Annotated in this window: 28 protein-coding genes; 14 read left to right on the plus strand and 14 right to left on the minus strand. The window is 70.9% G+C overall.

All coding sequences use genetic code 11. From position 1 onward, the window contains the following. Positions 1-42: 42 nt before the first annotated feature. Genes RM609_RS25760 through RM609_RS25770 form a run of 3 tightly spaced genes read right to left on the minus strand, consistent with a single transcriptional unit; the run spans position 43 to position 2,293 of the window. A complete protein-coding gene (locus RM609_RS25760) occupies positions 43-450 on the minus strand; it encodes a RidA family protein (RefSeq protein WP_311614017.1) in 408 nt (135 codons plus the stop codon). A gap of 17 nt (positions 451-467) precedes the next feature. Further along, positions 468-1,241, minus strand: coding sequence for an IclR family transcriptional regulator (locus tag RM609_RS25765; protein WP_311613945.1), 774 nt, complete (start codon positions 1,239-1,241; stop codon positions 468-470). Beyond that, positions 1,238-2,293: a sugar kinase gene (locus tag RM609_RS25770; RefSeq protein ID WP_438828538.1), complete on the minus strand. Its 1,056-nt coding sequence runs from the start codon at positions 2,291-2,293 to the stop codon at positions 1,238-1,240. The genes RM609_RS25765 and RM609_RS25770 overlap by 4 nt, the downstream gene beginning before the upstream one ends. A 148-nt stretch (positions 2,294-2,441) precedes the next feature. Between RM609_RS25770 and RM609_RS25775 the strand changes: the two genes are divergently transcribed. The 4 genes from RM609_RS25775 (at position 2,442) to RM609_RS25790 (ending at position 7,352) form a co-directional block, all read left to right on the plus strand. Then, positions 2,442-3,758: an alanine racemase gene (locus RM609_RS25775; protein WP_311613947.1), complete on the plus strand. Its 1,317-nt coding sequence runs from the start codon at positions 2,442-2,444 to the stop codon at positions 3,756-3,758. 185 nt (positions 3,759-3,943) lie between these two features. Then, positions 3,944-5,560, plus strand: coding sequence for an N-acyl-D-amino-acid deacylase family protein (locus RM609_RS25780; protein WP_311613948.1), 1,617 nt, complete (start codon positions 3,944-3,946; stop codon positions 5,558-5,560). 87 nt (positions 5,561-5,647) lie between these two features. Then, positions 5,648-6,859 (plus strand): pyridoxal phosphate-dependent aminotransferase, encoded by a 1,212-nt coding sequence (locus tag RM609_RS25785; protein WP_311613949.1) that lies wholly within the window; start codon positions 5,648-5,650, stop codon positions 6,857-6,859. 82 nt (positions 6,860-6,941) lie between these two features. After that, positions 6,942-7,352, plus strand: coding sequence for an SCO4983 family protein (locus RM609_RS25790; protein ID WP_311613950.1), 411 nt, complete (start codon positions 6,942-6,944; stop codon positions 7,350-7,352). Positions 7,353-7,404: 52 nt separating this feature from the next. On the opposite strand, the gene RM609_RS25795 is transcribed toward RM609_RS25790, so the two are convergent. The 4 genes from RM609_RS25795 to RM609_RS25810 form a co-directional block, all read right to left on the minus strand. Further along, positions 7,405-7,947: a hypothetical protein gene (locus RM609_RS25795; RefSeq protein WP_311613951.1), complete on the minus strand. Its 543-nt coding sequence runs from the start codon at positions 7,945-7,947 to the stop codon at positions 7,405-7,407. A gap of 67 nt (positions 7,948-8,014) precedes the next feature. Further along, positions 8,015-8,845, minus strand: coding sequence for a helix-turn-helix domain-containing protein (locus tag RM609_RS25800; RefSeq protein ID WP_311613952.1), 831 nt, complete (start codon positions 8,843-8,845; stop codon positions 8,015-8,017). Beyond that, positions 8,842-9,363: a DUF6879 family protein gene (locus tag RM609_RS25805; RefSeq protein WP_311613953.1), complete on the minus strand. Its 522-nt coding sequence runs from the start codon at positions 9,361-9,363 to the stop codon at positions 8,842-8,844. The genes RM609_RS25800 and RM609_RS25805 overlap by 4 nt, the downstream gene beginning before the upstream one ends. Next, a complete protein-coding gene (locus RM609_RS25810) occupies positions 9,353-9,550 on the minus strand; it encodes a hypothetical protein (RefSeq protein ID WP_311613954.1) in 198 nt (65 codons plus the stop codon). Before RM609_RS25810 ends, RM609_RS25805 begins: the two co-directional genes overlap by 11 nt. Positions 9,551-9,923: 373 nt before the next feature. Here RM609_RS25810 and RM609_RS25815 point away from each other — a divergent pair, with 373 nt between their 5' ends. From RM609_RS25815 to RM609_RS25825, 3 genes are read left to right on the plus strand one after another with little or no spacing between them, the layout of a single operon-like run. Next, positions 9,924-10,451 carry a hypothetical protein gene (locus RM609_RS25815; protein ID WP_311613955.1) on the plus strand — a complete coding sequence of 176 codons (528 nt, stop codon included), beginning with the start codon at positions 9,924-9,926 and terminating at the stop codon, positions 10,449-10,451. A 10-nt stretch (positions 10,452-10,461) separates the two neighbouring features. After that, positions 10,462-10,725: a CopG family transcriptional regulator gene (locus RM609_RS25820; protein ID WP_311613956.1), complete on the plus strand. Its 264-nt coding sequence runs from the start codon at positions 10,462-10,464 to the stop codon at positions 10,723-10,725. Then, entirely contained in the window at positions 10,722-11,135 is a 414-nt protein-coding gene (locus tag RM609_RS25825) for a type II toxin-antitoxin system VapC family toxin (protein ID WP_311613957.1), read from the plus strand. The genes RM609_RS25820 and RM609_RS25825 overlap by 4 nt, the downstream gene beginning before the upstream one ends. A 74-nt stretch (positions 11,136-11,209) precedes the next feature. Here RM609_RS25825 and RM609_RS25830 read toward each other — a convergent pair whose 3' ends face one another. Beyond that, positions 11,210-13,039, minus strand: a complete 1,830-nt coding sequence (locus tag RM609_RS25830; protein WP_311613958.1) for a phosphoenolpyruvate carboxykinase (GTP) — start codon at positions 13,037-13,039, stop codon at positions 11,210-11,212. Between the two features lie 303 nt (positions 13,040-13,342). Here RM609_RS25830 and trhA point away from each other — a divergent pair, with 303 nt between their 5' ends. Together trhA and RM609_RS25840 are read left to right on the plus strand one after the other, a co-directional pair. Continuing rightward, positions 13,343-14,095 (plus strand): PAQR family membrane homeostasis protein TrhA, encoded by a 753-nt coding sequence (gene trhA / locus RM609_RS25835; protein WP_438828539.1) that lies wholly within the window; start codon positions 13,343-13,345, stop codon positions 14,093-14,095. 360 nt (positions 14,096-14,455) lie between these two features. Then, positions 14,456-15,085, plus strand: coding sequence for an acyl-CoA-like ligand-binding transcription factor (locus RM609_RS25840; protein ID WP_311613960.1), 630 nt, complete (start codon positions 14,456-14,458; stop codon positions 15,083-15,085). A gap of 127 nt (positions 15,086-15,212) precedes the next feature. Here RM609_RS25840 and RM609_RS25845 read toward each other — a convergent pair whose 3' ends face one another. From RM609_RS25845 to mca, 3 genes are all read right to left on the minus strand, one after another. Beyond that, entirely contained in the window at positions 15,213-17,240 is a 2,028-nt protein-coding gene (locus RM609_RS25845) for a thioredoxin domain-containing protein (RefSeq protein ID WP_311613961.1), read from the minus strand. 103 nt (positions 17,241-17,343) lie between these two features. Beyond that, positions 17,344-17,544 (minus strand): RAMP4 family protein, encoded by a 201-nt coding sequence (locus RM609_RS25850; protein ID WP_311613962.1) that lies wholly within the window; start codon positions 17,542-17,544, stop codon positions 17,344-17,346. A 4-nt stretch (positions 17,545-17,548) separates the two neighbouring features. Then, positions 17,549-18,418: a mycothiol conjugate amidase Mca gene (gene mca / locus RM609_RS25855; protein WP_311613963.1), complete on the minus strand. Its 870-nt coding sequence runs from the start codon at positions 18,416-18,418 to the stop codon at positions 17,549-17,551. Positions 18,419-18,540: 122 nt separating this feature from the next. Between mca and RM609_RS25860 the strand changes: the two genes are divergently transcribed. Further along, positions 18,541-18,951 (plus strand): DUF4307 domain-containing protein, encoded by a 411-nt coding sequence (locus tag RM609_RS25860; RefSeq protein WP_311613964.1) that lies wholly within the window; start codon positions 18,541-18,543, stop codon positions 18,949-18,951. Between the two features lie 207 nt (positions 18,952-19,158). After that, a complete protein-coding gene (gene greA, locus RM609_RS25865; RefSeq protein WP_311613965.1) occupies positions 19,159-19,656 on the plus strand; it encodes a transcription elongation factor GreA in 498 nt (165 codons plus the stop codon). Between the two features lie 63 nt (positions 19,657-19,719). Here greA and RM609_RS25870 read toward each other — a convergent pair whose 3' ends face one another. The 3 genes from RM609_RS25870 to ilvA form a co-directional block, all read right to left on the minus strand. Further along, positions 19,720-20,598 (minus strand): ABC transporter permease, encoded by an 879-nt coding sequence (locus RM609_RS25870; protein ID WP_311613966.1) that lies wholly within the window; start codon positions 20,596-20,598, stop codon positions 19,720-19,722. Further along, a complete protein-coding gene (locus RM609_RS25875) occupies positions 20,595-21,581 on the minus strand; it encodes an ATP-binding cassette domain-containing protein (RefSeq protein ID WP_311613967.1) in 987 nt (328 codons plus the stop codon). Before RM609_RS25875 ends, RM609_RS25870 begins: the two co-directional genes overlap by 4 nt. Positions 21,582-21,717: 136 nt before the next feature. Next, positions 21,718-22,935: a threonine ammonia-lyase gene (ilvA, locus tag RM609_RS25880; protein ID WP_311613968.1), complete on the minus strand. Its 1,218-nt coding sequence runs from the start codon at positions 22,933-22,935 to the stop codon at positions 21,718-21,720. Between the two features lie 214 nt (positions 22,936-23,149). On the opposite strand from ilvA, the gene RM609_RS25885 reads away from it, so the two are divergent. From RM609_RS25885 to RM609_RS25895, 3 genes are read left to right on the plus strand one after another with little or no spacing between them, the layout of a single operon-like run. Further along, the gene (locus tag RM609_RS25885) at positions 23,150-23,653 is read left to right on the plus strand and encodes a MarR family winged helix-turn-helix transcriptional regulator (protein WP_311613969.1); all 504 of its coding nucleotides are present in this window, start codon (positions 23,150-23,152) and stop codon (positions 23,651-23,653) included. Between the two features lie 31 nt (positions 23,654-23,684). Continuing rightward, on the plus strand, positions 23,685-24,140 hold the full coding sequence (locus RM609_RS25890; protein WP_311613970.1) for a sigma factor-like helix-turn-helix DNA-binding protein: 456 nt from the start codon (positions 23,685-23,687) through the stop codon (positions 24,138-24,140). Beyond that, positions 24,137-24,391 (plus strand): hypothetical protein, encoded by a 255-nt coding sequence (locus tag RM609_RS25895; RefSeq protein ID WP_311613971.1) that lies wholly within the window; start codon positions 24,137-24,139, stop codon positions 24,389-24,391. The genes RM609_RS25890 and RM609_RS25895 overlap by 4 nt, the downstream gene beginning before the upstream one ends. Positions 24,392-24,419: the final 28 nt, after the last annotated feature.

A 24,419-nucleotide genomic window follows, 5' to 3' on the forward strand; every position in this document is an offset into this window, starting at 1 on the left:
CCCCCCCCTACACGTCTCAACTACACGTCTCAGCTACACGTCTCAGCCCAGCACCGCGAGCGCGTCGATCTCGATCAGGAGGCCCTTCGGCAGGCCGACGTAGACCGTCGTCCGGGCCGCCGGGGCCTCCTTCAGGTCGGCGAAGTACTCGTTCCAGATCTCGTTCATCTCGGCGAAGTGGTCCGTGTCCGTCAGATAGACGCGCAGCATCATCGCGTCCTCCCAGCTCGCGCCGCCCGCCTCCAGCACGGACCGGACGTTGGCCAGGGTCTGGAGCGTCTGCTCGCGCAGGGTCGGGCCGGCGACGACGGGGCCGGCCTGCCCGGGCTCGGCGGGCAGGAAGCCGACCTGGCCGGCGACCTGGAGGATGTTCCCCTTGCGCACGCCGTGCGAGAACTTCGCGGGCGGGGTGGTGTGGCCGGCCGGGGTGACGGCGGTCTTCGGGGTGATCTTCGGGGTGTTGTCGCTCATGGCATCACTTTCGTCGAGGGCGTGGAGGGCGTGGTTCCGGAGTACTCGGCGCTGATCGCGTCCGCCGTGCGGCGCAGCAGCGGCAGCAGGGCGAGGAGTTCGTCGGAGGGGACGACGACGTTGGGCGCCGACACCGAGCAGGCGGCGACGACCCGTCCGCCGGGGCCCCGGACGGGGGCGCCGACGCAGTTGATGGACTCCTCGTGGCCGCCGAAGTCGGTGGCCCAGCCCCGGTCCCGTACGGCAGCCAGTTCCTGGAGGAACGCGGTGGCGTTGGGGGTGGAACGAGCTGTGTAGGCGGGGTAGTCGAGGCGCTCGGCGACGGCGCGGCGCTCGGGCTCGGGGAGGTCGGCGAGGAGCAGTTTGGCCACGGCCGCCACGGTGATCGCGACGGGTTTGCCGATGCGGGAGTACATCCGTACGGGGTAGCGGCTCTCGACCTTGTCGATGTAGAGGACCTCGTCCTCCTCGTACACCGCGAGGTGGACGGTGTGGCCGCACTTCTCGTTGAGCGCGACGAGGTGGGGGTGGGCGATCTCGCGGATGTCGAGGCTCTCGACGGCCTGCTGGGCGAGGGCGAAGAGGCGGGCGCCGAGGCGGTAGCGCTGGTCCTGCTGCCGGTAGACGATGCCGTGCTCGTGGAGGGTGCGCAGCAGGCGCAGCGCGGTGGACTTGTGCACGCCGAGGCGGCCCGCCACCTGTTCGAGGTTGGCGGGTCCCTCGGCGAGCAGCGGCAGGATGCTCAGGGCGCGGTCGACGGTCTGGCTCATGTGCGGGGGTCCTCTGTGCAGGGTTCTACTGCTTGTGCGGGCAGCCGGCCGGTCCAGCCCGGACCGAGTCGCAGCCTTCCCCAGGCGGCGGGGTCCAGTCCCGCCAGTGTGTCCGCGAGGGCGGGGGGCGGCGGTTCGCCGAGGTCGCCGGGGACGGTGAGGGCGGCGGCGGCCATGAGGTGGCCGTACCGCAGGCGCGCGGGCAGCGGGAGCCCGCGCAGGGTGGCGGAGAGGAAACCGGCCGCGAAGGCGTCGCCCGCGCCGACGGGCGCGACGACGTCGACGGCGGGCGCGGGGACGGAGACCACGGCATCACGGGCGTCACGGGCGTCACGGGTGTAGGCCGTGGCACCGGCGGCGCCCTGTTTGACGACGAGCACGGCGGGTTCGGGCAGGGCGGCCCGGATCGCGTCGGGGCCGCCGTCGATGCCCCAGGCGGCCTCGGCCTCGTCCTCGCCGACGAAGACGATGTCGCAGGCGCGGGCGAGCTCGGCGAGGACGCGCGGGTCTTCCGGTGCGGTGTGCCGCCACAGCGCGGCGCGGTAGTTGACGTCGAAGGAGAGCAGCGGGCCGCTGCCGGGGGCCCGGACGACGAGCTCGCGGAGCAGGGCGAGGCAGTCGGCGGAGAGGGCGGCCGTGATGCCGGTGAGGTGGAGGATCCGCCCGGCGTGGGCGGCGGCGCGGGGGATCAGGGCGGGCGACATGGCGGAGGCGGCGGACCCGGCGCGGTAGTAGGCGGCTTCGCCGTAGGAGGGGTCCGGGATCGTCCCGCTGGTCGTGGGCCGCTCCCCCGCCGTCCGGAAGTACACGCCGGTGGGGCGTACGGGGTCGCGCTGGACGTACGTGGTGTCCACGCCGTGGGCGGCGACAGCGGCCACCAGGTGCGTACCGAAGGCGTCGGCGCCGACGCGGCTGATCCAGCGGGTGGGGTGGCCGCGACCGGCCAGGACGCAGGCGACGTTCGACTCGGCGCCGCCTATGCCACGGTCGAAGGACGGCACGTCGGCGAGGCGGCGTCCAGCCCCGGTGGGGCCCGGGCGGAGGACGACCATCGATTCGCCGAGGCAGACGACGTCGGGGCCGTTCACCACATCCCCCTACCGTTGACCCGGCACTTGCCGGGATGTTAGACACCGTGCAGCGCTCCACGCAATGAGCGTTGCAGAAAACGCAACACAGCCCGATCCTTTGGGAGGCCCCATGGCCAGCACGGCCGGCACACCCGCCGCCATCGCCGCCGACGCCGTCGCCGAGCTCGCCCGGGAACGGGTGGACCACCGGTTCAAGGGGCTGCCCCCGGACGCGGACGGCCGGAGCGTCGGCGAGCTGGCGGCCGAGCGGCGCTCGCTGTTCACCGGCGGCTTCATCACGCCGGTGCTCGCCCTGTCCGCCGAGGCGCTGGACCACAACCTGGCGCTCATGGAGCAGTGGTCGGAACAGCACGGCCTGGCCTTCGCACCGCACGGCAAGACCTCGATGGCCCCGCGGCTCTTCGAGCGCCAGCTCGACCGCGGCGCCTGGGGCATCACCGCCGCCACCCCCGCGCAGGTCCGTGTCTACCGCGCCTTCGGCGTACGGCGGATCTTCCTCGCCAACGAGGTCGTCGACGCCGCCGCGCTGCGCTGGCTCGCGGGCGAGCTGGCCGCCGACCCTGAGCTGCGGATCGTCACGTACGTCGACTCCGTGCGCGGCGTCGAGCTGATGGACGCCGCCCTGCGCGACGCGGGCGCGGGCCGTCCGCTGGACGTCGTCGTCGAGCTGGGCGCGGAGGGCGCCCGTACGGGCATCCGTACGGAGGCGGAGGGCGAGGCCGTCGCGGACGCGGTGGCCGCCGCCGCCACCGGCACCCTGCGCCTGGTCGGCGTCGCCGGCTACGAGGCCGAGATCCCCGACGCGGACGCCGGCCTCGTCGACGCGTGGCTGCGCAGGCTGACGGGGCTGGCGGTCGCCTTCGACAAGGCGGGCCGCTTCGCCGGGGTCGAGGAGATCGTGGTCAGCGCGGGCGGCAGCGCGTGGTTCGACGCCGTCGCGAGCGTCTTCGCGGAGCTTCCGCCGCTGTCCGCGCCGGTGCTCAAACTGCTGCGCTCCGGCGCGTACGTCACGCACGACGACGGCCAGTACCGCCGCAAGACCCCCTTCAACCGCCACCCCGACGAGGGCGCCCTCCACCCCGCGTTCCGCCTCTGGGCCCAGGTCGTCTCCCGCCCCGAGCCCGGCATGGCCTACCTCAACGCGGGCAAGCGTGACGTCTCCTACGACCTCGACCTCCCCGAACCGCAGGTCGTCCGCTCCGCCCGCGACGGCTCCCTCCGCCCGGCCACGGGCCTGACCGTCACCCGCCTCGCCGACCAGCACGCCTTCGTCTCCCTCACCGGCGAGGAAGCGGAACGGCTGGAGGTCGGCGACTGGGTGGGCCTGGGCCTGTCACACCCGTGCACGGTCTTCGAGAAATGGCCGCTCATCCCCCTGGCGACGGCGGACGGAACGGTCACGGAGTACGTGCGGACGTTCTTCTGACGGGAGTTACACCCGTCGGCAACCGCCGGGACCGGTGGTTTCTCCCCTGACCCGCCCCTTCCCGAAACCGGGGCTCCGCCCCGGACCCCGGTCCTCACTCCTCCCCGGCTACCGCCGGGAGCCCCCTGGGGGGCTGGGGGCTTGCCCCCAGTTACGGGAAGGGGCGGGATTGGGGAAACCACCGCATGGACCTGGTCATCCGCAACGCCCGCGTCATAGACGGCACCGGCCGCCCCTCCTACCGAGCCGACGTAGCCATCTCCGCCGACCGGATCGCCGGGATCCACCGGCCGGGTGAGGGCCCCCGGCCCACAGCCCGGCGCGTCCTGGACGCCCAAGGCCTGGCGTTGTCCCCCGGCTTCATCGACATGCACGCCCACAGCGACCTCGCCCTCCTCCGCGACCCCGCCCACACCGCGAAGGCCGCGCAGGGCGTGACCCTGGAGGTCATCGGCCAGGACGGCCTGTCCTACGCGCCCGTCGACGACCGCACCCTCGCCGAGGTGCGCGCCCAGATCACCGGCTGGAACGGCGACGGGAGCGACATCGACTTCACCTGGCGCACCGTCGGCGGCTACCTGGACCGCCTCGACCACGGCTTCGCCGGCGAGGGCATCGCCGTCAACGCCGCCTACCTCGTCCCCCAGGGCAGCGTCCGCATGCTCGCCGTCGGCTGGGAGGACCGCCCTGCGACGGCCGCCGAACTCGACCGTATGAAGCGTCTGGTGGCGGAGGGCCTGGAGCAGGGCGCGGTAGGCATGTCGTCCGGGCTCACCTACACGCCCGGGATGTACGCCGACGACGCCGAGCTGACCGAGCTGTGCCGGGTCGTCGCGGCGTACGGCGGCTACTACTGCCCGCACCACCGCTCGTACGGGGCGGGCGCGCTCCGGGCGTACGAGGAGATGATCGAGCTCTCCCGGGCGGCGGGCTGCGCCCTCCACCTGGCCCACGCCGTCATGAACTTCGGGGAGAACGAGGGCCGCGCCCCCGAGCTGCTGGCCCTGCTGGACGCCGCGCTGGCCGGCGGCGCGGACATCTCCCTCGACACCTATCCCTACACCCCCGGCTCCACCACGCTCGCCGCGCTGTTGCCGGGCTGGGCGGGCGAGGGCGGCCCGGAGGCGGTCCTGGCGCGGCTGCGCGACGACGCCGTCGCCGCCCGGATCCGGCACGCGCTGGAGGTGACGGGCTCGGACGGCTGCCACGGGGTGACGGTCGACTGGGAGAGCGTGGAGATCTCGGGGGTCGCGGCCCCGTCCCTGGCTCCCCACGTCGGCCGGACCATCGCCCACACGGCGCGCGAACGCGGCGAGGAGCCGTGGACGACGGCACGCCGACTGCTACTCGAAGATCGGCTAGGGCCCACGATCCTCCAGCACGTCGGCCACGAGGAGAACGTCCGCACGATCATGCGGCACCCGGTCCATACGGGTGGGAGTGACGGAATCCTGCACGGCGCGAAGCCCCATCCACGCGCCTATGGCACCTTCCCGCACTACCTGGGCCACTACGTCCGTGAGCTGGGAGTGCTCTCCCTGGAGGAGTGCGTGGCGCATCTCACGTCACGTCCGGCGGCCCGGCTGAGGCTGCCGGACCGGGGCCTGATCCGCGAGGGCAACCGCGCCGATCTCGTCCTCTTCGATCCGGAGACGATCGCCGCCGGTGCCACTTTCGAAGCCCCACGGACGCTTCCGACCGGCATTCCTTATGTCCTGATTGCCGGACGCTTTGTGATGGAAGACGGACGCCGGACGGACGTACTGGCCGGTAGGGCGGTGAGGCGCACTCCGGTGAGCTGACCAGCACGTTACGGGCGGGGGCGCTGCGACCGAAGCGACAGAAGAAACGGCGCGCATGGCATGGGGCGCCCCCGTATGGTGGCCGTCATGCAGGTGATCCAGTCAACGAAGCTCGCCAACGTCTGCTACGAAATCCGTGGCCCGGTGCTCGAGGAGGCCATGCGGCTGGAGGCAGCAGGTGAGCGCATCCTCAAGCTGAACACCGGCAACCCTGCGATCTTCGGTTTCGAGTGCCCGCCCGAGATCCTCGAGGACATGCTGCGCAACGTGGGCGACGCCCACGGCTACGGCGACGCCAAGGGGCTGCTGTCCGCCCGCCGCGCGGTGGTGCAGCACTACGAGACCAAGGGCATCGAGCTCTCCGTCGAGGACGTCTACCTCGGCAACGGCGTCTCCGAGCTGATCCAGATGTCGATGCAGGCGCTGCTCGACGACGGCGACGAAGTCCTCGTCCCCGCGCCGGACTACCCGCTGTGGACCGCCTCCGTCTCCCTCGCGGGCGGCACGGCGGTGCACTACCGCTGCGACGAGCAGTCGGACTGGATGCCGGACCTGGCCGACATCGAGAGCAAGGTGACGGACCGCACCAAGGCGATCGTCATCATCAACCCCAACAACCCCACGGGTGCGGTCTACAACGACGAGATGCTGCGGTCCCTCACGGAGATCGCCCGCCGTCACAATCTGATCGTCTGCTCCGACGAGATCTACGACAAGATCCTCTACGACGGCGTCACCCACACCCCCACCGCGGCCATCGCCCCGGACCTGCTGACCCTCACCTTCAACGGCCTGTCCAAGTCCTACCGCGTGGCGGGCTACCGCAGCGGCTGGATGGCGGTCTGCGGCCCCAAGGCCCACGCCGACAGCTACATCGAGGGCCTGACGATCCTCGCCAATATGCGGCTGTGCGCCAACATGCCCGCGCAGCACGCGGTGGCCACCGCTCTCGGCGGCCGGCAGTCGATCAACGACCTGGTACTGCCGGGCGGCCGGCTGCTGGAGCAGCGCGACGTGGCGTACGAGCTGCTCACCCAGATCCCGGGCGTCAGCTGCGTCAAGCCCAAGGGCGCGCTCTACGCGTTCCCCCGGCTGGACCCCAAGGTCTACAAGATCAAGGACGACCGGCAGATGGTCCTCGACCTCCTCCGGGCCGAGAAGATCATGGTGGTCCACGGCACGGGCTTCAACTGGCCGGAGCCGGACCACTTCCGCCTGGTCACCCTCCCCTCCGCCAAGGACCTGGCGGACGCGGTGACCCGCATCGGGAACTTCCTGGACGGCTACGGACAGCCGTAGCCCCGCTCCTTCCTGTAAGCGAGACAACTTTAGACCGCGTCTAAGTTAGGATGGCCTTCAGAGGTAACTCAGGAGGCCATCCATGTACGAGCCGACCCGCACCAGGCACGCGGTCCGCACGCACGGGCACGCCCAGGGACCGCACCGCTCCCGCGAGGAGGAGCTCACCATCCGGCTCGCGGGCCATCTCACGGCGCTGCTCACCGTGACGGACGAGCTCCGCGCGCTGACCCCGTCCCCCGACCTGGACGACGCCGCGCGCCGGCTCGCCCTGCGCGTGCGGCACCTCCACGGCAACTCCCCGCTCCGAGCGGCCCCGACGACATCCACACCCACCCCCGCCCGCGTCACCGCCCTCCACCAGCGCGCCCACACCCTGGCCGGCCAAGCCCTGGTCGTCGCCACCCAACGCGGCGACGCGACGGGGGCGGCGCTGGCGGCGGAGCGCCTGCACGCTCACGCGGCGGAGCTGGGGATCACGGACGGGATGTAGCGCCCCCCACGACCCGGCAGCGACACCTGGGGGCAGGGCGACGGGAACGTCGTCATGTGTGGGCCTGCCTGGCCGGACAGAGGAGCTCGGGAGCAGCGCGGTTGGGCGAGCACGTCACGACGGCGACCGAGTGGAAGACAATACCGCTGAGGTAGTGGCCCAGGGATACGTCGCCTCCCCAGGTGAGCCGTCCGACCGCCGCCTTCACCAGGACAACCAGCCTGATCACCTCCCGGTCTTCCTCGGAAGCGAAGCGGGGTGCGAACTCGGTGAGCTGAAGGCCGAGCCATTCGCCGGCGTCCTTGGGCTCCTGCCATGTCCCCCGGATCATCGAGGGCGGTTTCATCAGCCAGTGCGCCGTCTGGCTCGGCGGCACATCAGAAGTCGGGAACACGGCCACCGCCTCCCGGTACCGGTCCGCCACGTCCTTCTCGCTCGTTGCAGTTGGCGCCTGGCCGGGCGGTCTGCGGATGCTCTCCTTCCCTGGGTCCGGAGCGGTGCCCCCACCGCCCAGGGCGTCGCGACGGCAGACGGAGCACTTCTCTCCCTGGGGCGCGTAGGTCACGTACTCCCACTCATCGGTCCCGGTTGCCATCGCGTACTCCTTCACCGCCGTCTGTGTGCGTCAGCAGCCGATGGTGTCCGGGCCGGGGCATCAGGATCTAACTGGTTTCCTGTTCGTGCAACAACTCATCACGGATACGCACCAGCATGGCGCGCATGTCGTCACCGGACAGAGCCGCCGACGCGAAGCGCTCGAACTTCTCGACATACAAGGAGACATCCCGGGGGTCGGTGACGACGATCTCCGCGTGGATCGTCTCGACCGTCACTGTCCTGTCATCCCGGATGACGAATGCGTGATTGGCGATGTCCCGCTGTGGCGCCGACAGGGGAACGGTCCGAATATCGATGTTGGGGAGCCGTGAGAGGGAAACGAGTCGGTCCAGTTGCTCCGCCATCCTGGTGGCTGACACGATCCGCCACCGCAGCACGGACTCGGTGATGACGAAGTGAAGTGCCTTGGCCGAGTCGTAGAGCACCTGTTGACGGTCGATCCTCGCGCTGATGGTGCGGGTAAGAACCTCCTCGCCAAGGTGGTGCCGGGCAAGAATGGCCCGGATGTACTCGGGAGTTTGCAGCAGTCCAGGGATCAGGGCCGGTTGGAAGAGGCGCAGCACGGCCATCTGGGCCTCTAGCGATCTCGTCTGCTCCTGCGCCTTGTGCACCCCCATGCGGCGGACCAGGCGCCAAGCTGTGGCTTCCGTGGACGCTGCCCTGGCGACCTCCAGGTACTCGGCCTTGACCTCGTCCGAGACCCCGATGGCGGTGAGGATGCGCTCCACGTCCGCCGGGGACGGTGCGGCCTTCCCTGTTTCAATCTTGCTGAGCTTGCTCGTGGACATCACAGCACTGCGGGCGATGGTCTTGGCTTCCTTTCCGGATGCCTGCCGAAGCGCCCGCAGCGCTGCTCCCAGCTGCCCTCTGTTCACTCGCCGGCGTGCTTCTCCCACCAGGCGGAGAATGGCTCGGCGTGCGCCAGCGCCGTGTCCCGGATGGTGACGAAGTCTTGTGCCCGACTGTCAGACACCGTCTCCCGCCCTGTGACGGCTCCGGCATCGTCGTAATGCATGACGACTGCCGTCCTCCCGTCAAAGAGCCAGAAGTCGTCTGTTCCTTCGAGCGGGTTTGGCTTGTCCGTGGTGTCGAGGATGAAGAACTCTTCGCCCCCGGTCGCGTTCTTCCGGTACCCCCAGCCCAGTTCGAAGCGTAGATACGGTGTGAGGGGGCGCGACAGAATGTGCACGCGGTAGACGCGCTTACCGAGGTCCGTGAGGCTCCGAAGCTCCGACACCCATGCTTCGTTGTAGTCGTCGGGCTGTGGCTGACCGGAGAGGAAAGCGCGGTAGGCGTCCACGCTGCCCGACCCGCTGTAGTCGGCGAGGGTCTCCAGCCTGAAAGCTTCTCGCTCGAAGGTGTCGAACAGCTCCCCGAGAGTCTTAAGCGTCACGAAGGCCCTTCCGGATCAGGTCGAACACGAGCTGCATCGGGATCTCCACGAGGGTCTCGTGTGCCGGAATCTCCAACCCGTGATCGGTAGGTGTCTCCCCCTGCACCAAGAGGGTGTCCCTGTCCGTGACGTAGATGGTCGGGCAGTCCTTGATATCGCACGTGCTCACGAGCTTGGTGACCTTCACGCGGCTCCCTCCCCAGTCTGCTCCGCCGTGTCCGGTTCGATGCTTCCGACCTCGCACGGCGGGGCGCAAGAGGTTCCGGTTTCCGAAACAGGAAAGCGGGGCGGGAGGGAGGCAGGCGGGGGCGCGTCAGCCCGCTGATGAAGGCGGCCCCACCGGCGCTCGGCGCCACTCCCACACGGCAGGACGAGCACAAATCCTCCCCTGCCACCGGCAGTTGGCGTTCGCGGTGCGAGACGGACGCGAGGGCCTGCGTGCCTCGCCCGATTACGGCGACCGTAGCGCAGCCCCACAGGCGGACGCGGCCCTCCCGGTGGAACGTCCGCCCCAAGAGTCCCCTTTGGCATTGTTGTCCCGGACGTGTTGGGATCGAGCGGTGCTCATACTCCTCATGCCGATCGGCGTCCTGACCGGGTTCGCGGCTGTCATCGGCCTCGCCGTTCACGGCTTCGTCACGTCGTTCAAGCAGGGCATCGCCCGTTCGAGCATGAAAGGGCTACTGCGCGGTTACGCCTTCCTCTCCGGAGCCGGGACGCTCGCCCTGTTCATGTGGGGCATCCTCCACGTCGGCTCCGCCGTCCTGGACGCGGAGGACGGCGGCGCGGGCTCGTCCCCGATCCGGCCGTGCCGGCATGAAGGCCGGCCGGAGATCGCGATGCACGTCGTCGACTACCGGGTCGACTACCTACCCATCCGTTTCACCTGCCTCCGCGAGGACGGCAGCGGCTACGCCGCCGACGCCGTACCGGGCTACGTCAATCCCGGCGTCCTCGGACTGGCGGTGGTCACCACCGCGTTGGCCGCAGGTGCGGCGTTCCTTCCCGGGGGTCGCAAGAGTGTACGGAAGGCCGGCCGTCGCGCTCAGGGGCCCTCGTTCCCGTCGGGCGAGGAGGATCGGCAGTAGGATGGGTAGCATGGGTGAGCCTACTGGCAAGTACTCGATCACCATGCCGCGCGACATCGCGGAAGCCGCTCGCGCCCGCGGAGGCCCTTCCGGCCTGTCCGCCTACGTCGCCGCCGCCGTCGCCCGTCAGATCGAACGCGACAACCTCAACGAACTCATCCAGGTCGCCGAGGCCGAGCACGGCCCGGTCACGGATGAGGAGATCCAGGCCCTGCGCGAACAACTCCACCAGGCTCACCGGGACGGGGCGAGCAACGGAGCGGACGCGGCGTGACCCGCTCCCCCGCCGCGCCCGGTGGCACGCTCGTCCTCGACAGCGAAGGGCTGGCCAAGGCGGTCCTGCGCGATCGCGCCGTTACCGGATGGCTCGCCTTGGCCCGCGCAGACGATCTGCGGGTCATCACCTCTGCGGCCACTCTCGTCGAGGTGGTGCACCCTCGGATCAACCGACCGGCCCTGGAGTGGACTCTGTCCCGCCTCGTCGTCGAACCGGTCACGGAACCCATCGCCCGTCACGCCGCTTCCCTCCTCGCCGAGGCCGGGCTGCACGGCCACAAGTACGCCATCGACGCGATGCTCGGCGCCACCGCCCTCGCCGCCCCGGGGCCCGCCACCATCCTCACGTCCGACCCCGAGGACCTCACCGCGCTGTGCGGCGCACGCATCACCGTCATCAAGATCTGAACCACTGAGCCCGACAGCCGGAGCCGGTCGCAACGGCAGTGCCGTTGCGCCCGGCTCCGTGGCTTTCCCCGGGATCAGCCCAGGCGCTGGACCAACGCCCGGTACTCGTCCCACAGTTCCTTCGGCGTGTGGTCGCCGAAGGTCTCCAGGTGCTGGGGCACCAGGGCCGCTTCCTCGCGCCAGACGTCCTTGTCGACCGTGAGGAGCAGGTCGAGGTCGGCGGCCGGGATGTCGAGGCCCTCGGTGTCCAGGGCCGCCTTCGTCGGGAGGATGCCGATGGGGGTCTCGACGCCGTCGGCCTTGCCGTCGAGGCGCTCGACGATCCACTTCAGGACGCGGCTGTTCTCGCCGAAGCCCGGCCAGACGAACTTGCCTTCGTCGTTCTTCCGGAACCAGTTGACGTAGTAGATCTTGGGGAGCTTGGTCTGGTCCTTGCCGGCGCCGACCTTGATCCAGTGGCCCATGTAGTCGCCCATGTTGTAGCCGCAGAACGGCAGCATGGCGAAGGGGTCGCGGCGCAGCTCGCCGACCTTGCCCTCGGCGGCGGCGGTCTTCTCGGAGGCGACGTTGGCGCCGAGGAAGACACCGTGCTGCCAGTCGAAGGACTCGGTCACCAGCGGGACGGCCGTGGCGCGACGGCCGCCGAAGAGGATGGCCGAGATCGGGACGCCCTTGGGGTCCTCCCACTCCGGGGCGATGATCGGGCACTGCGACGCCGGGACGGTGAAGCGGGCGTTGGGGTGGGCGGCCGGGGTGTCCGAGGACGGGGTCCAGTCGTTGCCCTTCCAGTCGATGAGGTGGTCGGGGGCCTTCTCCGTCATGCCCTCCCACCACACGTCGTCGTCATCGGTGCGGGCGACGTTGGTGAAGACGGCGTTGCCCCAGAGCGTCTTCATCGCGTTGGCATTGGTGTGCTCGCCCGTGCCCGGGGCGACGCCGAAGAAGCCGGCCTCGGGGTTGATGGCGTAGAGGCGGCCGTCCTCGCCGAAGCGCATCCAGGCGATGTCGTCGCCGATGGTCTCCACGGTCCAGCCGGAGACGGTGGGCTCCAGCATGGCGAGGTTGGTCTTGCCGCAGGCGGAGGGGAAGGCGGCGGCGACGTACTTGGACTCGCCGTGCGGCGGGGTCAGCTTGAGGATGAGCATGTGCTCGGCGAGCCAGCCCTCGTCCCGGGCCATCACGGAGGCGATGCGCAGGGCGTAGCACTTCTTGCCCAGCAGGGCGTTGCCGCCGTAGCCGGAGCCGTAGGACCAGATCTCGCGCTCCTCGGGAAAGTGCGAGATGTATTTGGTCGGATTGCAGGGCCACGGCACGTCCTGCTCGCCCTCGGCCAGCGGGGCGCCGAGGGTGTGGACGGCCTTGACGAAGAAGCCGTCCGTGCCGAGCTCGTCGAGGACGGCCTGGCCCATGCGGGTCATGGTGCGCATCGAGACGGCGACGTAGGCGGAGTCGGTGATCTCGACGCCGATCGCGGACAGCGGCGAACCGACGGGGCCCATGCAGAAGGGCACGACGTACATGGTGCGGCCGCGCATGGAGCCGCGGAAGATCCCGCCCTTGCCGTTCTCACCGGCGAAGATCTCCCGCATCTCCGCCGGGGCCTTCCAGTGGTTCGTCGGGCCGGCGTCCTCCTCCTTCTCGGAGCAGATGAACGTCCGGTCCTCGACGCGCGCCACATCGCTGGGGTCCGAGGCCGCGTAGTAGGAATTGGGGCGCTTGACCGGGTCGAGTTTCCGGAAGGTCCCCCTGGCGACGAGCTCCTCGCACAGGCGCTCGTACTCGGCCTCGGAACCGTCGCACCAGACCACCTGGTCCGGCTGAGTGAGGGCGGCGATCTCGTCTACCCAGGAGATGAGCCCCTGGTGGTTGGTGGGGGTGGTGGGAGCCGCACTGGTGCGCGCCACGATCGCTCCGTCCCGCCGGAACCCGCTGTCCGGCGTCAGATATTGAGGGTGGAACGGCCTACGGGCACCGGACATCGCCGGTGCCGGACCGTCTCTGCACTTTGGTTGCCCCTTGGGGGCCGCGACCCAGACGCTTCGTGACCGCTCATCCGGTGCCGCCCGCACTCATTTGATCATCCGACTCATCATCCGATCTGTCCAGGGGGCGCCTCCGTGACCATCACCACCCGATACCAGCCCGTAACCTACGGTGCCGTAGGTAGCATGGCGACCATGACTCCCGCGCCCGACACAGCGCCCCCGATGCCCTCCGGTTCCTCCGGAGCACCGCCCGCCGCGACACCGGACGTCAGTTCGCCCGATTCCAGTTCGCCGAACGCCGGGTCCGGCTCGTCCGACGCCTCGCTCGCCGCGCCGACGCATGCCAAGCCGCGACTGCGCGGCTGGCTGCACGCCGGGATGTTTCCCGCGGTGCTGATCTCCGGCGTCTTCCTCACCGCCCTGGCCGACAGCACCCGGGGCCGGATCGCCTGCGCGATCTACGTCCTGAGCGCCTGCCTGCTGTTCGGCATCAGCGCGCTCTACCACCGCGGCAACTGGAGCCCCCGCGTCGCGGGCGTGCTCCGCCGACTCGATCACGCCAATATCTTCCTGATCATCGCGGGCACCTACACGCCCCTGACCATGCTGCTGGTCCCGGGCGGCCGGGGGCGGCTGCTGCTGTGGGCCGTATGGATCGCGGCCGCCGCCGGAATCGCCTTCCGGGTCTTCTGGGTCGGCGCGCCACGCTGGCTCTACCTCCCCTGCTATATCGCGATGGGCTGGGCCGCCGTCTTCTTCCTGCCGGACTTCCTCCGCAAGGGCGGCATCGCCGTCCTCGTGCTGGTGATCGTCGGCGGCCTGCTCTACTCCGTGGGCGGCGTGATCTACGGGATCAAGCGCCCCAACCCCTCACCCCGGTGGTTCGGATTCCACGAGGTGTTCCACTCACTCACCCTCGCCGCGTTCATCACGCACTATGTGGGCATCTCGCTGGTGGCCTATTCGCACGCCTGAGCGTGCGCAGCCCGTCCCACGGCCCCCGCGCGGCGGCCGCGGCCTCGACGCCGCGGCCACCCGCCAGGTGAGCCCGCCCACGCCGGCCACGACCACGGCCAGTACGGCGATCTCCCCCACCAGCACATACCCGGCGACGCTCAGCACCGCGACGAGCAAAGCGGCAACGGTCATGACATACCCCCTCCATCACCTTTTGGTTGACTGACCGGTCCCATGCCCCGCACACAGCGTCACACACCCCACTGACAATCAGCGTCCCGTCAAAGCCGGCCACTGCCGCGCTCGGTGGGGCCGAGGTGGTCCGAGGTGCGGTCCGAGGTGTGGTCCGTGAAAAGACCGATGCCGGAGAATGCGGCCATGGCCACAGCACAGTCCTCCCCCGCGGTGCCGACCGCGCCCGCGCCCGTCCTCGGGCTGCGCGAGCGGAAGAAGATCCAGACCCGCCGGGCGATCCGGGGTGCCGCCTACCGGCTGTTCGAACGGCAGGGGTACGACGCCACGCCCGTCGACCAGATCGCCGAGGCCGCCGACGTCTCCACCAGCACGGTCTTCCGCTACTTCCCCACCAAGGAGGACATCGTCCTCACCGGCGAGTACGACGCGGTGATGCAGGCCGCGATCCGCTCGCGGCCGGCGGACGAGCACCCCGTCGAGTCCATCCGGCGCGGCGTCACCGGCGGCGTACGGCAACTCGTCGAACGCGACATCGCCGAACTGCGGCAGCGCACACGACTCGTGCACGAGGTGCCCGCGCTGCGCGGCCGGTCGGCGGAGGGCATGGCGGAGTCGGCCCGCGTGCTCTGCGGTGTCCTGGCCGAGCGCACGGGCCGCCCGCCCGGCGACCTGGAACTGCGGGTCGTGGTCGCCGCCGTCCTCGGGGCGATGCAGGAGGCGACGATGCACTGGGTCGAGCAGGGGCAGACGGACGACCTGCCGGCGCTGATCGACCGCGCCCTGCGGGTGCTTGTCCGGGGGCTGACGCTCTAACGCGGGTTCGGCACCGCCGGTCGGGTACGCGGTGGCCGCTCGCCGTCGCGGCGGGAGTGGGCCCCAGCCCCACCCTTTCACCGTTTCCGAGGGGGCTCCGCCCCCTCGCACCCCCGGGAGGGTTCCCTCAGCCCCCCAGCCTCCCCGCCAGCGCCTCCGGGTCCGCCGTCGGGGCGTCGCAGGTGAAGTTGCGGCACACGTACGCCGCCGGGCGCGCGTCCAGGAGCGTACGGCCCGCGAGCAGCGGGACCTCGTCCGAGCCCGGCTCGCCGACCGCGACGACCAGCCCCGGGGCGGGCGACAGCAGCGCGGCGCGGTGCAGCCGCACCGTCGCCGGGTGGTCCGCCGGGCCCACGACGGCGACCTCGCGGGGCCCGTCCAGCAGGGCCTCGGCGACCGCCAGGCCCCAGCTGATGAAGCGCGGCGCCTTGGGCCCCAGCGCCGTCACGACGCCGAGCGCCTTCTCCGCCGCCTCCCGGTGCCGGGCACTGCCCGTGTACGCGGCGTACGACAGGAGCGCCCCGGCCGCCGCCGTCCAGCCGGAGGGCGTGGCGTTGTCGGTGGGGTCCTGGGGGCGGCGGATCAGCGTCTCGGCATCGTCGGCGGTGTCGAACAGCGCGCCGTCGGGCCCGGTGAAGCGGTCCAGGACGGTGCCCAGGAGCAGCCCGGCGAAGTCGACCCAGACGCCCTCGCCCGTGACGGCGGAGAGCGCGAGGAAGCCCTCGGCGACGTCCGCGTAGTCCTCCAGGACACCGGCGTGGGTGCCCGCGGCGCCGTCCAGCGAGGTGCGGAAGAGCCGCCCGTGCCAGTCCATGTGGACGCGGACGATCAGGTCGGCGGCGTCCGTGGCGGCCTGGATCAGGTCGGGGCGGTCGAAGTAGGCGCCGGTCTCGGCGAGCGCGGCGATCGCCAGCCCGTTCCAGGCGGCGACGATCTTGTCGTCGCGGCCGGGCCGGGGCCGCCGGTCGCGGGCGGCCAGCAGCCGCTCCCGGATGGACGCGACCTTCGCCGCGTCCCACAGCCGCTCGGTGTCCGGGAGCTGGAGGACGGACGCGCCCTCCTCGAAGGTGCCCTCCTCGGTGACGCCGAAGTACTCCGTCGCGAGCGCCGCGTCCTCCTTGCCCAGCACCTCGCGCAGTTGCCCGGGCGTCCAGACGTAGTACGCGCCCTCGGTGTGCCGGCCGGTGCCGTCGTCGCTGTCGGCGTCCAAGGCCGAGGCGAAGCCGCCCTGTTCCGTACGGAGTTCACGGATCATGAAGTCCGCCGTCTCCAGGGCCACGCGCCGGGCGAGCTCCGAGCCGGTGGCCCGCCAGAGGTGGGCGTAGGCCCGGCAGAGCAGGGCGTTGTCGTAGAGCATCTTCTCGAAGTGGGGCACCGTCCACGAGGCGTCCACCGCGTAGCGGGCGAAGCCGCCGCCGAGCTGGTCGTAGATGCCGCCGCGGGCCATGGCCTCGCAGGTGGCCGAGGCCATCTCCAGGGCGGCCTCGGAGCCCGTGCGGACGTGGTGGCGCAGCAGGAATTCCAGCGTCATGGACGGCGGGAACTTGGGGGCGCCGCCGAAGCCGCCGCGCGTGGCGTCGAAGTCGCGGGTGAGCCCGAGCAGGGCCGTGTGGATCTCCTCCTGGCCGGGGGGCCGGGCGGTGTCCACGGCGAGGGAGCGTTCGGAGAGGTCGCGGACGATGCGCCGGGCGACCTGCCCCACCTCGTCGCGGCGGTCGCTCCAGGCGGCCCGGACGCCCTCCAGGACCTGCTGGAAGCCGGGCATGCCGTGGCGGGGGGCGGGCGGGAAGTAGGTGCCGAAGTAGAAGGGCTCGGCGTCGGGGGTGAGGAAGACGGTCATGGGCCAGCCGCCCTGGCCCGTGGCGGCCTGGACGGCCTCCATATAGACGGCGTCGACGTCCGGCCGCTCCTCGCGGTCGACCTTGACGGAGACGAAGTGCTCGTTGAGGTAGGCGGCCGTCGGCTCGTCCTCGAAGGATTCGTGCGCCATCACATGGCACCAGTGACAGCTCGAATACCCCACGCTCAGGAGCACGGGCACGCCCCGGCGCCGCGCCTCGGCGAAGGCCTCGGGCGACCAGGGCCACCAGTCGACGGGATTGTCGGCGTGCTGGAGGAGGTAGGGGGACGTCTCGTGCGCCAGGCGGTTGGGCATGGGCCCATCCTCGCGCACGGTGAGCCCTTCCGGGCGGGTACGCCACCGCGCCGGGCGGGCCGAGGGCGGCCCGCCCGGTCACACAGACGGTGTCAGGCCCGCGTCACGCCGTGGTCTTGCCCGCCTCGCCCGACGGGTCGGGCGCCTCCTCGAAGTCCACCCGCTTCATGTGCTTGTTCATGCTCTTCATCAACAGCCACACGGCCCCGCCGATGACGGCGAAGACGATGAAGCCGAGGACTCCGGGGGTGACCTTGTTCTGGTCGAGATCCGCGGCGGCAAGCGTAAGGGCGCTCATCATCATGGGGTCAATTGTTGCGGATGCCCGCGAAGAGGTCGTCCTCGGGGAGGGAAGTGTCGACGAGGGACTTCGCCAGCTCGTACTCCTCCGTCGGCCAGACCTCGCGCTGGATGTCCATCGGCACCCGGAACCAGCCGCCGTCGGGGTCGATCTGGGTGGCGTGGGCGATCAGGGCCTTGTCGCGGATCTCGAAGAAGTCGGCGCACGGCACGAACGTGGTCAGGGTGCGCTCGCGGCCCATCTCGTCCCAGCGCTTGAGCCACTCGCCGTACGGGGACTCCAGGCCGCGCTCGATCAGCGCGTCGTGGAGGGCCTGGGTGCGCTGACGGTTGAAGCCCTGGTTGTAGTAGAGCTTCTGCGGCTGCCAGGGCTCGCCGGCCTCGGGGTAGCGCTCGGGGTCGCCCGCGGCGTCGAAGGCCACCATCGAGATCTTGTGGGTCATGATGTGGTCGGGGTGGGGGTAGCCGCCGTTCTCGTCGTACGTGGTGATCACGTGCGGACGGAACTCGCGGATCAGCTTCACCAGCCGGCCGGCCGCCACCTCGACGTCCTCCAGCGCGAAGCAGCCCTCGGGCAGCGGCGGGAGCGGGTCGCCCTCGGGGAGGCCGGAGTCGACGAATCCCAGCCACTCCTGCTTGACGCCGAGGATGTCGCGGGCCTCGGCCATCTCCTTGGCACGGACCTCGTGGATGTTCTTCTCGATGTACGGGTCGCCCTGGAGCTTGGGGTTGAGGATGGAGCCGCGCTCACCACCCGTGCAGGTGGCGACCAGCACGTCCACCCCCTCGGACACGTACTTGGCCATCGTGGCCGCGCCCTTGCTCGACTCGTCGTCGGGGTGGGCGTGAACGGCCATCATTCGCAGCTGCTCAGTCAACGCTCGGTCCTCAGTCACTGGTCATGGCCCCTCCCATTGGACATCCGGGGCGCCTCCTATAGTGACCGAAGCGGGACGCGTTTCATTCCGCGTTCACAAATCGGCGCCCAGGAGGAACGATCATGGCTGCGGAGCGCGATGCCCTGCCCGAGGGCCGCTACGGCCGCTCGGCGGACGAGCGTGCCGACCGCAAGCTGAAGATCGTCGGGGCGGTGCTCGGCGCGGCCCTGCTCGGCTTCGTCGGCTGGGCGGGTGTGCACTACATCACCTCGTCGGAGGTGACCGGCCAGCTGATCCGTTCGCAGACCGTCTCCGACTCGGCCGTGCAGGCGGTCGTGGAGGTCCGCAAGGAGAAGGACGCCGTCGCGGTCTGTACCCTGCGCTCGCTGGGCTCGGACGGCGGCGAGGTGGCCCGCAAGGACGTGACCTTCGACCGGCGCGAGGGGCACTTCGCCCAGCGGGTGGAGATCCGGACGACGGCCCACGCCGCCGCCACGGAGCTGGAGGGCTGCCGGACCGCCTCGCGGGGCTGACACCTCCGAGTGTTACTCGAAGATACCGCGCTGACCTGCGTTAACGGGATTCTTGCGCATTTTCTCCCGCTTACTCCTTCCCCCCTTCGGGACGTAATTGTTAGGCTCGTGGTTTCGCCCCGCTTTGAAGGTGCACCCTTCTGAGTAGGGCGTTCATTTGTATCGAGATGCATCCCCAGCATTCCCCAGTACCGACGAGGAGCACCTGTGACCCAGACCAGCGACAACGTCACCTGGCTGACTCAGGAGGCGTACAACCAGCTCAAGGCCGAGCTGGAGTACCTGTCTGGTCCCGCTCGCACCGAGATCGCCGCGAAGATCGCGGCGGCCCGCGAGGAAGGTGACCTGCGAGAGAACGGCGGGTACCACGCGGCCAAGGAGGAGCAGGGCAAGCAGGAGCTCCGCGTCCGGCAGCTGACGCAGCTCCTGGAGTCCGCCAAGGTCGGCGAGGCCCCCGCCACCGACGGTGTGGTGGCCCCCGGCATGGTCGTCACCATCGCCTTCGACGGCGACCCGGACGACACCCTCGACTTCCTGCTGGCCTCCCGTGAGTACGCCAGCGCGGACATCGAGACGTACTCGCCGCAGTCCCCGCTCGGCAGCGGTGTCAACGGCAAGAAGATCGGCGAGGACGCCGAGTACGAGCTGCCGAACGGCAAGAAGGCCATGGTCCGCATCCTTGAGGCCAAGCCCTACAGCGGCTGACGCCCCGGAGCCGACCTCACGGCGGAGCCCCGGACCCCTGAGGGGTCCGGGGCTCCGCTGTGTTCACGCCGTCGCCGAGCGGTACTTGCGCACCGACAGGGCCCGGAAGACCACGATGATCAGCAGGGACCACAGCAGCGACGCCCACACCGGATGCTGCATCGGCCACGCGCCCGGCACCGGATAGCCCTGCGGCACATTGCCGAACAGCTCCCGGGCCGCCTGCACGGTGGCGCTGAAGGGGTTCCACTCCGCGATGGCGCGCAGCACGGTGGGCATATTGCCCGAGGGAACGAAGGCGTTGGAGATGAAGGTGAGCGGGAAGAGCCAGATCAGCCCGCCCGAGGTGGCCGCCTCCGGGGTCCGTACGGACAGCCCGATGAGCGCGCCGATCCAGGAGAAGGCGTAGCCCAGCAGGAGCAGCAGGGCGAAGCCGCCGAGCGCCTTGAGGACGCCCTCGTGGATCCGCCAGCCGACGATCACCGCCACGATCGCCAGCACGACCAGGGTGAGGGCCGTCTGCACCAGGTCGGCCAGGGTCCGGCCGGTGAGCACCGCGCCCCGGGCCATGGGCAGGGAGCGGAAGCGGTCGATGAGGCCCTTGTGCATGTCGTCGGCGATGCCCGCGCCCGCGCCGGCCGTGGCGAAGGTGACGGTCTGCGCGAAGATGCCCGCCATCAGGAACTCACGGTAGGTGCTGGGGTCGGTGCTGCCGCCCACCGCGATCGAGCCGCCGAAGACATAGCTGAACAGCACCACGAACATGATCGGCTGGACCAGTCCGAAGACGACGACCTCGGGGATCCGGATCATGCGGATGAGATTGCGCTGGGCGACGACCAGGGAGTCACGGACGGACTGGACGGCCGCCCCGCCGCGTGCCGCCGGGACGGGTCGCCTGGGGAGGGTGGTACCGGTCGGGGTGGTGCCGGTCGCGGTCATGCCCCCGCCACCTCCTTCGTCTGGGGACTTCCCGTACCGGGTTCCTCGGCCGCGTGCCCGGTGAGCGAGATGAAGACGTCGTCCAGGGTCGGGCGGCGCAGGGCGATGTCGTCGATCTCGATGCCGCGCCCGTCCAGTTCCCGGATGACCTCGGCGAGCAGCTTGGCGCCGCCGGAGACCGGGACGATGACCTTGCGGGTGTGCTCCTCGACGGTCGGCTCGCCCTTGCCGAAGGCGCGGATCACGCCGAGGGCGGGGGTGATGTGGTGGCGTTCGTGGACGACCAGCTCGACGCGCTCCCCGCCTGTGCGCGCCTTGAGCTGGTCGGAGGTGCCCCGGGCGATGACCCTGCCGTGGTCGATCACGCAGATGTCGTGGGCGAGATGGTCGGCCTCCTCCAGGTACTGGGTGGTGAGCAGCAGGGTCGTCCCGCCGGCGACGAGCTCCTGGATGACCTCCCACAGCGCCTGGCGGTTGCGGGGGTCCAGGCCGGTGGTGGGCTCGTCCATGAACATCACGGGCGGGCTGACGACCAGGGCGGCGGCGAGGTCGAGGCGGCGGCGCATGCCGCCGGAGTAGGTCTTGGCGGGCCGGTCGGCGGCCTCGGCGAGGTTGAAGCGCTCCAGCAGCTCGCCCGCGCGCGCCTTGGCCTCGCGCCCGCTGAGCTGGTAGAGCCGGCCGACCATCCGGAGGTTCTCACGGCCCGTCAGATATTCGTCGACGGCCGCGAATTGGCCGGACAGGCCGATGGAGTGCCGGACGTCGTTGGGTTTCCTCAGCACGTCGACGCCCGCCACCACGGCTTTACCGCGGTCGGGTTTGATCAGGGTGGTGAGCACGCGCACGGCGGTGGTCTTGCCGGCGCCATTGGGGCCGAGCAGTCCTAGAACGGTCCCTTCCGGAACGTCGAGGTCGACGCCGTTCAGGGCCGTGACGTCGCCGAAGGTCTTGACCAGGCCTTCGGCGTAAATAGCGCCTGGCATGGATGTTCTCCCCGTTTGGGTGACGTAATAGTCGATTTTACGTTCATCGGTGGCGATCCGCCCTCTGAATGAATGCCACCGGATATGCGTGGTCCTTACTTCCGCTTACTCGCGGATATCGGGGGCCCGCCGGATATCAGGGGGACAGCGGATAGCCCGCGGCGCGCAGGGCCCGGAGCACCTCCGCGCGGTGCTCCGGGCCCGCCGTCTCCAGGTGGAGCTCGACCTCGGCCTCCGTCAGGCCCAGGCGGGGATCGGTGCGTTCGTGGACGACGTCGACGACGTTGGCGTCCGCGGCGGAGAGCACCTCCAGCAGCGCGGCGAGCGCCCCGGGGCGGTCCGGCAGCGGCAGCCGCAGCGACAGGAAGCGGCCCTCGGCGGCCATACCGTGCCGCAGGACGCGCTGCAAGAGCAGCGGGTCGACGTTGCCGCCCGACAGCACGGCCACCACCGGGCCCCGGCCCCGGAACGAGCCGGGGTCCGCCAGCAGCGCCGCCACCGGGCTCGCGCCGGCCGGCTCGACCACGAGCTTGGCCCGCTCCAGACAGAGCAGCAGGGCGGCGGCGATCCCGTCCTCGGAGACCGTACGCACCTCGTCGACCAGCCGCTCCACGATCCGGAACGGCACCTCGCCGGGGCGGCCCACATTGATGCCGTCCGCCATCGTCGCCGGACGCTCCACCGTCACCGGGTGCCCGGCGGCCAGCGACGGCGGGTACGCGGCGGCGCCCGCCGCCTGGACGCCCACGATCCGTACGTCCGGCCGCAGCGCCTTGACCGCCACCGCGATCCCGGCGATCAGCCCGCCCCCGCCGACCGCCACGACGACGGTGCCCACCTCGGGGCACTGCTCCAGGATCTCCAGCCCCACCGTGCCCTGGCCGGCCACGATGTCCGGGTGATCGTAGGGGTGGACGAGCACCGCGCCCGTCCGCTCCGCCCACGCGCGGGCCGCGTCCAGCGCCTCGTCCAGCCCCCGCCCGTGGATACGCACCTCGGCGCCGTACTCGCGGGTGGCGGCCACCTTCGGCAGCGGGGCGCCCTCCGGCATGAACACCGTGGCCCGCACCCCCAGCAGCGAGGCGGCCAGCGCCACGCCCTGCGCGTGGTTGCCGGCGCTGGCGGCGACGACGCCCGCGGCGCGCTCGGGGGGCGTCAGGGCCGCGATCCGCGCATAGGCGCCACGGATCTTGAACGAGCCGGTGCGCTGGAGGTTCTCGCACTTGAGGTGGACGGGCGCGCCGACGAGCCCGGACAGATGGCGGCTGCTCTCCAGGGCGGTGATCCGGGCGACCCCCGACAGCGTCTCCCGCGCCCGGCGCACATCGCCGAGGGACACCGGACGTGCGGCCATGACCTCAGTATCGCGCCGCGAGGAGGGCAGGGCCGGAGCGGATAAATGGGGCATACAGCAAGGACGTAAGGGGCGATACGGGCGGCGCATACATACATACCGACCGGTTTGCGGAGCACTGGTACAACAGCGTGCGGGGACGCGTACTCTGTCCCCCATTCTCAGCGATTCCAGCTCCGTATCCCTGCCCGCCGTACGAAGTGAGCCCCAGGCCATGCCCACCTCTCAGGACATGACGACCGACCTCGCCCCCGGTGTCCTCGACGCCCTCCAGCACCAGGTGGCCGTCTTCGCCCGCCGCGCCGAACAGACCCGGCTCGGTGGCGTAGGCCGGGTCCACAACTCCATGGACCGCGCCGCCTACCTCCTGCTCAACCGCCTCGACCAGGAAGGCCCCATGGGCGTCAAGGCGCTCGCCGCGGGCATGGGCATCGACTCCTCGACCGTCACCCGCCAGGTGGCGCCGCTCGTCGACACCGGCCTGGTCAAGCGCACCTCGCACCCCGAAGACGGCCGCGCCGTCGTCCTTCAGCTCTCCCCGCGCGGCAAGGCCCGCCTGGAGGAGGTCCGCGCGTCCCGGCGCGAGCTGATGGCGCTGTGCACGGACGGGTGGTCCGAGGACGAGCAGGACGTCTTCTGCACCCTGCTCACCCGCTTCAACGCGGCCCTGTCCGACATCCACTTCACCCAGCCCCAGCAGGTGCCGCCGGCCTCTTGACCGGGGCGCGCGACTGTCCTGTTCTGGAGGAGTGCGAGAGCGGCAGGACGCCCGGGAGCGCCGCCGCGCCCGGGAGTTCGAAGCGTTCGCCGGTGGCGCGGGCGGCCGACTGCTGCGCACCGCGCTGCTGCTGACCGGTGACCGGGAGGCCGCCGAACGACTGCTGACCCGCGCCCTCGCCCGTACGTACGCCGCCTGGGACGGCCTCGGCGGGCTCGGCGGCGAGGACCCGTACGAACGCACCCGCCAGGAGCTCGTGGCGCGCTATGCCCGCTCGGCGCGGGGGCGGTTCCGGCTCCTCCGGCCCTTCCGGCGCGGGGATCTCGGCCCGGGGTTGCTGGCCCGGCTCACGCCGCAGGAGCGGCTGGTGGTGGTCCTGCGACTGCATGAGGGCGTCGCCGAGGAGCAGACGGCGGCGGCGCTCGGGGTTTCCGTGGAGCGCGTACGGGCGCTGTGCGCGCGGGCGGTCCTCACGGTGGCGGCGTGAGCGGCCAGGACCGCCGGGAGGCGGAGGTCCGGCGACTGCTGGACGGGCCGCGTCCGGCGGTGCCTGCGGAGGTGGTGGCGCGGGCGGCCGAACGGGGGCGGCGGCTGGTGCGCCGGCGGCGGGTGGCGCGAGGGGTGGGGTGGGCGCTTCTGGTGCTGGCCTTGGTGGTGTTCTCCGTGTGGGCGGCGGTGGAGGAGCCGTGGCGGCCACGGCCGTCCGGTACGGCGCCACCGTTGTGGGACGGGGAGTGAGAATGCCCCGGTCCCGCCCTCTCCCCGT

This window comes from Streptomyces hesseae (genome assembly GCF_031845785.1).
GTDB lineage: Bacteria > Actinomycetota > Actinomycetes > Streptomycetales > Streptomycetaceae > Streptomyces > Streptomyces hesseae.